Origin of the sequence: Streptomyces noursei (genome assembly GCF_001646665.1) — a bacterium.
Taxonomy (GTDB): Bacteria; Actinomycetota; Actinomycetes; order Streptomycetales; family Streptomycetaceae; genus Streptomyces; species Streptomyces lavendulocolor.
This window is the reverse complement of record NZ_LWBU01000300.1, coordinates 66,936-75,939: the sequence shown is the minus strand read 5'-3', so window position 1 is coordinate 75,939 and position 9,004 is coordinate 66,936. Positions and strand designations below refer to the sequence as shown.

Annotated in this window: 7 protein-coding genes; 5 read left to right on the top strand and 2 right to left on the bottom strand. The window is 73.7% G+C overall.

The annotated features are described in order from the left end of the window. Positions 1-35: 35 nt before the first annotated feature. Both A4V12_RS22595 and A4V12_RS22590 read right to left on the bottom strand, forming a co-directional pair. Positions 36-1,790, bottom strand: coding sequence for an MFS transporter (locus A4V12_RS22595; RefSeq protein WP_079137262.1), 1,755 nt, complete (start codon positions 1,788-1,790; stop codon positions 36-38). Positions 1,791-1,888: 98 nt separating this feature from the next. Further along, positions 1,889-2,917, bottom strand: coding sequence for a CaiB/BaiF CoA transferase family protein (locus tag A4V12_RS22590; protein ID WP_064071240.1), 1,029 nt, complete (start codon positions 2,915-2,917; stop codon positions 1,889-1,891). Positions 2,918-3,340: 423 nt separating this feature from the next. Here A4V12_RS22590 and A4V12_RS22585 point away from each other — a divergent pair, with 423 nt between their 5' ends. The 5 genes from A4V12_RS22585 (at position 3,341) to A4V12_RS22565 (ending at position 8,960) form a co-directional block, all read left to right on the top strand. After that, positions 3,341-4,477, top strand: coding sequence for an epoxide hydrolase family protein (locus A4V12_RS22585; protein WP_064071239.1), 1,137 nt, complete (start codon positions 3,341-3,343; stop codon positions 4,475-4,477). Between the two features lie 2 nt (positions 4,478-4,479). Continuing rightward, the gene (locus A4V12_RS22580; protein ID WP_064071238.1) at positions 4,480-5,865 is read left to right on the top strand and encodes a cytochrome P450; all 1,386 of its coding nucleotides are present in this window, start codon (positions 4,480-4,482) and stop codon (positions 5,863-5,865) included. Beyond that, positions 5,862-6,884 (top strand): MDR family NADP-dependent oxidoreductase, encoded by a 1,023-nt coding sequence (locus A4V12_RS22575; RefSeq protein WP_064071237.1) that lies wholly within the window; start codon positions 5,862-5,864, stop codon positions 6,882-6,884. The genes A4V12_RS22580 and A4V12_RS22575 overlap by 4 nt, the downstream gene beginning before the upstream one ends. Positions 6,885-6,969: 85 nt before the next feature. Beyond that, the gene (locus A4V12_RS22570; protein WP_064071236.1) at positions 6,970-8,082 is read left to right on the top strand and encodes a winged helix DNA-binding domain-containing protein; all 1,113 of its coding nucleotides are present in this window, start codon (positions 6,970-6,972) and stop codon (positions 8,080-8,082) included. 113 nt (positions 8,083-8,195) lie between these two features. Continuing rightward, a complete protein-coding gene (locus A4V12_RS22565) occupies positions 8,196-8,960 on the top strand; it encodes an SDR family NAD(P)-dependent oxidoreductase (protein WP_064071235.1) in 765 nt (254 codons plus the stop codon). The last annotated feature ends 44 nt before the right edge of the window (positions 8,961-9,004 follow it).

Sequence of the window (9,004 nt, the reverse complement as noted above, 5' to 3'; positions counted from 1 at the left end):
GTCCGGTCCCGCCGCGCCGGGCGGGGGTGGTGGGGTCAGACGGCCGCGGCCGGCTCGGCCCCGGGTGCCTGCTCGCCCTCCTGGCGCAGCCTGCGCGGGATGGCGAACATCAGCAGGAACACCACCGCGGTGACGCCGATGAACACCCACAGGAGCGTCTGGAAGCTGGCGGCGAAGGAGGTGCCGGTGGCGTCCTCCTGGTAGCCGGCCAGGACCGAGGCGACCTTCTGGTCCTGGAGCGGTGCCGCGGTGCAGCTCTCCGGGACCGTGGCGAGGTCCTTCTCGCCGGCCCGGTCCACGGAGCAGGTCCGGTAGGCGGCGATGACCGTGTCCGCCTCACCGGGGGTGACCCCGGCGGTGGCGACCAGGTCCTGGCGCAGCTGCGGGATCTGCTGGTCGACTCCGGCGCCGGTGTTGCCGGCCAGTCCCCCGAAGAAGACGACGCTCACCAGGGCGCCGCCGATGGCGAAGCCCAGCTGGGTGTTGGTGTTGACGAGGCCGGACGCGGAACCGGCGTCCTTGTGCGGCACCTCGGAGGTCACGATCAGCGGCAGCGGCGTGGCGACCGTGCCGAAGCCGAGACCGATCAGGAACAGCGGGACGACCAGGTGCCAGGAGGTGACGTCGCTGCCGTACTCACCGGCGACCCAGATGTACGAGCCGAGGCCCGCGACCAGGACCAGCGCGCCGACCTGCATGGCCTTGCGGCCGAACTTGGGCACCAGCACCATCACCGACGTGGTGGCGGTGAGGAAGGCGCCGATGCAGAAGGGCAGGCTGGTGAGACCGGCGCGCATCGGGGACCAGCCCTGACCGATCTGCATGTACAGCGTCCAGCCGATGGTGAACATGCCCATGCCGATGTAGAAGATCAGGTTGACGGCGAGGCCGGAGGAGAAGCTGCGGGTGCGGAACAGGCCGAGCTCCACCAGCGGGGAGCCGTCCTTGCGGCTCTTGCGGCGCTGCCAGGCGACGAACCCGAGGAGCACCGGCAGGGACGCGATCATGGAGACGTAGCCCCAGGCCGGCCAGCCCAGCTCGCGGCCCTGGAGCAGCGGGTAGACGAGCATGACCAGACCGCCGGTCGCCAGGACCAGGCCCAGCATGTCGAGCCTGAGGGCCTGCGGCGCCTTGGACTCGGTGATCACCTTCGAGCCGTACAGCAGGCCCAGGAGACCGATCGGCACGTTGATCAGGAAGATCAGCCGCCAGCTGAGGCCGAAGAGGTCCCACTCGACCATGAGGCCGCCCAGCGCGAGACCCAGGGTGGCGGCGAGACCGCCGACCAGGCCGTGCAGCGCGAACGCCGTGCCGCGCTCCTTGTCGGAGAACGTCACGTGGATGATCGACAGCACCTGCGGCACCATGATGCCGGAGAACGCCCCCTGCAGGACGCGCGAGATCACCAGCTGCCAGGGCTCCTGCGCGAGACCCGCCGTCAGGGAGGTCAGCGTGAAGCCGGCGACGCCGATGAGGAACATCCTCTTGCGTCCGAAGATGTCACCCAGCCGTCCGCCCAGGATCAGGGTGAGGGCGAAGGCGAGCTGGTACCCCACCAGCACCCACTGGATGGCCGAGTAGCCGGCCGCCAGTTCCTGCTGCATCGAGGGCGCCGCCACGTTGGCGATCGTGCCGTCCAGCAGATCCATGAAGGCGGACACGAGCAGGACCAGCAGCGCCGCCCAGCGCTTCGGGTCGAGCTTCACCGTGTCGGCCGCCGCATCCGCGCCCGTCGTTAACCTCTCCACCTCCGTCTCCACGGACGGTGCCTGCTCGGACGAAATAGCCATGGTGTACCTCTCTGATACTTGGGGGGGTATCGGGGGTTCCGGGGGGAACCGGCGGACCGGCCGAAGGCCGTGAGCGTCGATACGCAGGATGGCGGCGGTCAGTGGAGTTCCGCTGGAGTGCGGCTGAAGCGGGGAGCGGGGGCGGCGGGGCGGCTGCCCCGGGCCCGGTGGTGCGGGTGCCCGGCGGCCTCGGTCACCGTCAGCACGGGTGTCACGCACGCCTCCGTGGCCTCGAACCGGCGGGCCCAGGTGTCCCGGTCGTGGCGCAGGAAGCGGTTGGCGAACAGCCGCCGCAGGGCGGGCCATTCGGTGGGGTCGTCGCGGTCCGGCACACGGGCCGGGTCGAGGTCCAGACCGTGCAGCAGGGCGACGTAGAACCGGTCCTCCAGTGCGCCGACGGCCACGTACCCGCCGTCCGCGCAGGCGTAGCAGGTGTAGAACGGGGCCCCGCCGTCCAGCAGGTTGACCCCGCGTTCCTCCCGCCACGCCCCGGCGCCGGCCATCGCGACCACCATGCCGAGCAGGGCGTTGGTGCCGTCGACGATCGCCGCGTCGACCACCTGGCCGCGCCCGGAGGTCTGCCGCTCGTACAGCGCGGCCAGGACTCCGGCGACGAGGAACATGGCCCCTCCGCCGAAGTCGCCCAGCAGGTTGACCGGGGGGACCGGGGGGCCGCCCGCCTCGCCGACGGCCGCCAGTGCCCCGGTCAGGGCGAGGTAGTTGATGTCGTGTCCGGGCGTCCGGGCGAGCGGGCCGTCCTGTCCCCAGCCGGTCATCCGGGCGTAGACCAGACCGGGGTTGCGCGCCAGGCACGCGTCCGGCCCGATCCCGAGCCGCTCGGCCACACCCGGCCGGAAGCCCTCGACGAGGACGTCGGCACCGGCCACCAGGTCCAGGAGCGCGGCGGTGCCCGCCGGGTCCTTGAGGTCGAGGGCCGTCGAGCGCCTCCCCCGGTCCAGGACCCGGTGCCACTCGGCGAACGACCGCCTGCCGTCCGCCCGGTCGACCCGCAGGACGTCGGCCCCGAGGTCGGCGAACATCATGCAGGCGAACGGCACGGGGCCGATCGCGGCGAGCTCCACGACCTTCAGCCCGTGCAGCGGCCCGGTCGCGTCGGGTTGCGTCATCGAAGGCTCCTCCTCGTCACGGCCCGGTACGGCGCGGTGGGTCCTGCCGCGCACGGCGGGGGTACGTCCCGGCGCGCACGGCGGGGCGGGTGCGTCCCGGCGTGCGCGCCGGGCGGGTACGGCGTGCCGTGGCGGCCGGCCGGGTACGGCCCGGTGCCGGTGCACCCTCTGCGGGACGTCCCGTGGGGTTCGGGCGGTCCGGTCGGGTGCGGCCCGGCCCGCTCCCTTCGGTGCGGCACGGCACGGCGCACGGTGGGGGCGGTCGCTCGCGTTCCGCTCGCGGCCCGGTGGGCCCGCCCCCGGCGCCGCCCGTAGCGGCCGGTCCCTCCCCGCCCGGCCAGACGGCTGTTCGACCCCGCCTCGAGCGCCGGTGCCTAGCGTGCGGTGGCACACAGCCTTCGGCAGCACAGGAGGAGCTCACCCATGAGTACCGCGCTCACGCCCTTCAGGGCCGGGATCCCCGACGCGGCCCTCGCCGACCTCGAGGACCGTCTCGCGCGCACCCGGTGGCCGGAGGCGGAGACCGTCGACGACTGGTCGCAGGGCGTACCGCTGGACTACCTCCGTGACCTGGCCGCGTACTGGCGCACGTCCTACGACTGGCGGGCGACCGAGGCGCGGCTGAACGCGCTGCCGCAGTTCCGCACCGAGATCGACGGGCTGGGCATCCACTTCCTGCACGTGCGCTCCCCCCACCCGGACGCCGTGCCGCTGCTGCTGACCCACGGCTGGCCCGGCTCGGTGATCGAGTTCCTCGACCTCGTCGGCCCGCTGACCGACCCGGAGGACCCGGCGGACGCCTTCCACGTGGTGTGCCCCTCGCTCCCCGGCTACGCGTTCAGCGACAAGCCGGCGTCCACCGGCTGGACGGTGGAGCGCACGGCGGCGGCCTGGGCGCGGCTGATGGCGCGGCTCGGATACGGGCGGTACGCGGCGCACGGCGTCGACTGGGGCTCGTTCATCACCGGGGCGCTGGGCGGCATCGACGCCGAGCACCTGATCGGCATCCACCTGGCGATGCCGTTCGCGAAGCCGCCGCAGGAGCAGGTGGCCCTCGACGAGCGGGACCTGGCGGGCCTCGCGGCGCTCAAGGAGTTCCAGCAGCAGGAGGGGGGTTACTCGGCCGTCCAGTCCACCCGGCCGCAGACCCTCGGTTACGCGCTCACCGACTCGCCGGTGGGCCAGCTGGCGTGGATCGTCGAGAAGTACTGGGCGTGGAGCGACCACGACGGCGATCTGGAGAAGGTCGTCCCGCGCGACCGGCTGCTGGACGTGGTGACGCTCGCCTGGCTGGCCGGCACGGCCGCGTCGTCCGCGCGGATCTACTGGGAGAGCCACAACAAGATGGCCCTCGGCCCGGTGGACGTCCCCACGGCGTGCTCGGTGTTCCCCAAGGACGCCCGGATGCCGCGCGCCTGGTGCGAGCACCGGTTCACCGACCTCCGCCGCTGGACCGACCACGGGACCGGCGGCCACTTCCCGGCGCTGGAGCAGCCGGGGCTGCTGGTCGACGAACTGCGCTCGTTCTTGCGGCCGTTGGCCCGGCCCGAGGGGGCCTGACGATGACCGGCCGTCCGGCCGCCCCCGACGAGGGGCCGGAGCTGCCCGAGTTCCCCTTCCCCGGCTCCAGCCACCGGGGCCCCGCCCCGCTCTTCGCCCGGCTGCGGGCCGAGCGGCCGGTGGTCCGGGTCGTGTGGCGGGGCGGCGGCCACGCCTGGCTGGTCACCCGCCACGAGGACGTGATCCGCGTGCTGGACGACCCCCGGTTCAGCCGGGCCGCGTCGTACGCGCCGGAGGCACCGCGGTTCGACGGGCTGTTCCAGGCGCCGCCCGGCATGATCATCTCGCTGGACCCGCCGGACCACACCCGGCTGCGTGCCCTGGCCGAGCAAGCGTTCTCGGCACAGCGCGTCGAGGGGATGCGCCCGAGGGTCCGGGAGGTCGCGGGCCGGCTGCTGGACGAGCTGGAGAAGTCCGGCCCCGGGCCGGCCGACCTGGTGGCCGGGTTCGCGGCGCCGCTCGCCATGACGGTGATCTGCGAACTCCTCGGCGTGCCCGAGGCCGACCGGGACCGGTTCCACGCGTGGGTGCGGCAGTTCGCGGACGTGTCGGCGCCTCCGGAGCAGGCGGCGGAGGGCGGGGAGAAGCTCGGCGCGTACATCGCCGGGCTGGTGGCGGCCAAGCAGGCCGAACCCGCCGACGACGTGCTGTCCGCCCTCATCGGCGCCCGCCTGGGCAAGGGCGCGGACGTGGACGAAGGCCCCGGCGCGGGCCGGGGTCCGGACGCCGCCAAAGGCCCGGACGCCGACGCCGACACGATCAACGACGCAGACGCGGACGCCCAGGACGGCTCCCCCGGTGCGCGGGCCGACGGCGGCGACCGGCTCGGGTTCGACGAGCTGGTCGGGCTCGGCTTCACGCTGCTGGGCGCCGGGTTCGACTCCTCCGCCGGCCAGATCGGCAACTTCGCCGCCACCCTGCTCGCCCGCCACCGGGACGTGTGGCGGCGGCTGGGCGAGCACCCCGAGGAGATCCCGGTCGCGGTGGAGGAACTGCTGCGCACGGTGAACCTGAACGGCAACGACACCTCGGGGCTGCCCCGGATCGCCACCGAGGACGTGGCCGTCGGCGGGGTGGTGATCCCGGCCGGCGAGGCCGTGTTCCTGGCCTTCCCGTCCGCCAACCGCGACGCCGCGGTCTTCCCCGACCCCGACCGCGCCGATTTCGGCCGGGCCGACAACCCCCACCTCGCGTTCGGTCACGGCATCCACCGCTGCCTGGGGGCGCCGCTGGCGCGCCTGGAGCTCACGGTGGCGCTCGAGGAGCTGACCCGCCGCTTCCCCGGCGCGCGGCTCGCGGTCCCCGAGCACGAACTGATCTGGCGGGCCGGAGACGTGAACCACAACCTGCTCGCCCTTCCCGTCGAACTGCCAAGGAGCACCGCATGACCGTCGATCAGCTGCCGGCGACCAGCCGCGAGGTCCGGCTGGCCTCGTACCCGGAGGGCGAGGTCACCCTCGCCCACTTCGAGCTCGGGGAGTCCGCCCTCGCCGAGCCGGGCGAGGGCCAGGTCGTCGTGCGCAACGACTGGATGACCCTGGGCTCGGTGGCCCGCGACCAGATGAACCCGGACACCAAGCTGCCGATCCCGGTGTTCCGGCCGGGGATCGCGATGTGGGGCCGGACCGTCGGCACGGTCGTCCGGTCGAACAGCCCGGACCTGGCCGTCGGGGACCTGGTGGAGCACTTCTCCGGGTGGCGCGAGTACGCCGTCGGCAGCGCCCACGAGTTCTTCCGGCGCGACCGGTCGCTGCTGCCCGGTCCCGAGTACTTCCTGTCGCAGGGGCCGACGGCCTGGCACGGCATGGCCGGCACGGCGGACGTGCGCGAGGGCGACGTCGTGTTCGTGTCGGGCGCCACCAACGGTGTGGGCGCGCTGGCGGGGCAGATCGCCAGGCTGAAGGGTGCGAAGCGGGTCATCGGCAGCACCGGCTCCAAGGAGAAGATCGACTTCCTCGTCGACGAGCTGGGCTTCGACGCCGCCTTCGACTACCACGACGGCCCGGTCGCCGACCGGCTCGCCGAGCTGGCGCCGGACGGTCTCGACGTGGTCTTCGACAACGTCGGCGGCGAGCAGTTCGAGGCCGCGGTGCAGGTCGCCTCACGCGGCGCACGGTTCGCGCTGTGCGGGGCGCTGGCCGGTCAGCACGGCACCGGTGACGGGGGCAGCCCGCGTCTGCCCCTGATGTCGGTCATCACCAAGGACCTGACGCTGCGGGGCTTCGCCACGCTGCACACGCCGGACCAGATCGAGGACTGGAACGACCGGTTCGGCGCGTGGCTGCGCGAGGGACGGATCGTGTTCCCGCACACGGTCGTCGAGGGCGGGGTGCCCGCGCTGCCGGAGGCGTTCGTCGCGCTGATGGAGCGCCGCTACAGCGGCACCGTACTCGTCAGGCTGAGCTGAGCCCGCTCGGCCGTACGCTGCGGCGGTGCCCCGTGGAACGTCCCGGGGCACCGCCGCTGTCACGCTTCAGGAAAGAGGGACGGTCATGACCCAGGACGCGGACGTACTCGACCGGAGGGCGCTGAACCGCGCCCTGCTGGCCCGCCAACTGCTGCTGGAACGCTCGTCGACGGGTGCGGCGGAGGCGGTGGAGCACCTGGTCGGCATGCAGGCGCAGGCCCCGGACCCGCCGTACGTGGGCCTGTGGACCCGGCTGTCGGGCTTCGAGGTCGAGGACCTGTCGCGGCTCGTCTCCGAGCGGGCGGCGGTGCGCCTGGTGCTGATGCGCGGCACCCTGCACCTGGTCACCGCGCGGGACTGCCGGCGGCTGCGGCCGGTGCTGCGCGGGGTGCTGGAGCGCCAGCTCAGCGGCGCCTTCGGCCGGCAGCTCACCGGCCTCGACCTCACCGAGGTCGCCGCGCACGGGAAGGAGCTGGTCGAGAAGGAGCCGCTGACCCTGGGCGCGCTGGGCGCCCGGCTCGCCGAACGCTTCCCCGGGCGCGAACCGTTCGCGCTGGCCAACGCCGTGCGCAACCTCGAACCCCTGGTGCAGGTGCCGCCGCGCGGGCTGTGGGGCGAGAGCGGGCAGGCCGTGCACACCACGGCGCAGGCGTGGCTGGGCGAGCCCCTCGACGAGGACGACAGCCCGGACGCGACGGTGCTGCGGTACCTGGCCGCGTTCGGCCCGGCGTCCGTGAAGGACGTGCAGACCTGGTCCGGTCTGACCCGGCTCACCGCGGTGGTGCGGCGGCTGGCGCCCCGGCTGCGCGCCTTCCGCGACGAGAACGGCGTCCAGCTGTACGACCTGCCCGACGCGCCCCGGCCGGCCGGCGACACCCCGGCGCCGGTGCGGTACCTGCCCGACTTCGACAACATCCTGCTCTCGCACGCCGACCGCTCGCGGATCATGACGGAGGAGCAGCGCGGACGGGTCTTCACCCGCAACGGTCTGATCCGGCCGACTTTCCTGGTCGACGGTTTCGTGCACGGCATGTGGCGGATCGACCGCGGCCGGGACGCGGCCGCCCTGGTGCTGACGCCGTTCGCCCCGCTGACCGGCCGCGTCCGTGCCGAACTGGTCGAGGAGGGGATGCGGCTGCTCGCCTTCGCCGCGGCCGGCTGCTCCGATCCGGAGGTGCGCTTCGACGAAGGCGGGTGACCGGATCCGGCCCGCTCCCCGTCCGCTCGACCGGCACCCCAGCCGGAGCCGGTGTACTGACCCGTGGCTGGATCCGTCCGCCCGTCATACACCGGCCGAGAGAGGAAATCGCCATGCCGGACAAGCCTTTTGCCGATCGGACCGTCGTCGTCACCGGAGGGGGCACCGGCATCGGCCGGGCCACCGCGCTGGCCTTCGCCGGTCTCGGTGCCGGCGCCGTGATCATCACCGGCCGCCGCAAGGAGCGGCTCGCCGAGGTGGCGGCGCTCCACCCGGCGATCGTGCCCGTCACCGCCGACGTCACCACCGAGGTCGGCGCCGAGGCCGTCTCCGAGGCGGTACGGGAGCACGGCGGGGTGCTGGACGTCCTCGTGCACAACGCCGGTGTCTTCCGTTTCACCCCCCTCGCGGCGCTCGACGCGGGCACGGCCCGGGAGGTGCTGGAGACCAACGTCCTCGGCCCCGTCCTGCTGACCACGCACCTGCTGCCGCTGCTGCGCGGCCCGGGCGGGCACATCGTGCTCATCTCCAGCCGGGGCGGTCACAACCCCGGCCCCGAAAGCTCCCTGTACTCCGCCAGCAAGGCCGCCGTGCACAGCTTCACCCGCAGCTGGGCGGCGGAGCTCGCCCCGCGGGGCATCCGCGTCAACGCCGTCGCCCCGGGCTTCGTCCGCACCGAGGCGTATGCCGCCAACGGCCTGTCGGACGAGCAGGTCGAGGGGTTGTTCGCCGGGGTGACGCACTCCGTCCCGCTCGGCCGGATCGCCGAGGCCGAGGACATCGCCACCTGGGTCACCCGCCTCGCCGGGCCGGCCGACTCGCTGGTCACCGGACAGATCGTCACCGTCGACGGCGGCATGGACATCGCCGGCCGCTAGGCCGCGTCCGACACGTACCGCCCCACCCGACCGATCCCTCATGA

Excerpts from the sequence above, each read along its gene's own strand:
- A4V12_RS22570 (WP_064071236.1), top strand. The coding sequence starts at position 6,970 with ATGACCCAGGACGCGGACGTACTCGACCGGAGGGCGCTGAACCGCGCC.
- A4V12_RS22595 (WP_079137262.1), bottom strand. The coding sequence starts at position 1,790 with ATGGCTATTTCGTCCGAGCAGGCACCGTCCGTGGAGACGGAGGTGGAG.
- A4V12_RS22580 (WP_064071238.1), top strand. The coding sequence starts at position 4,480 with ATGACCGGCCGTCCGGCCGCCCCCGACGAGGGGCCGGAGCTGCCCGAG.
- A4V12_RS22565 (WP_064071235.1), top strand. The coding sequence starts at position 8,196 with ATGCCGGACAAGCCTTTTGCCGATCGGACCGTCGTCGTCACCGGAGGG.
- A4V12_RS22590 (WP_064071240.1), bottom strand. The coding sequence starts at position 2,917 with ATGACGCAACCCGACGCGACCGGGCCGCTGCACGGGCTGAAGGTCGTG.
- A4V12_RS22585 (WP_064071239.1), top strand. The coding sequence starts at position 3,341 with ATGAGTACCGCGCTCACGCCCTTCAGGGCCGGGATCCCCGACGCGGCC.
- A4V12_RS22575 (WP_064071237.1), top strand. The coding sequence starts at position 5,862 with ATGACCGTCGATCAGCTGCCGGCGACCAGCCGCGAGGTCCGGCTGGCC.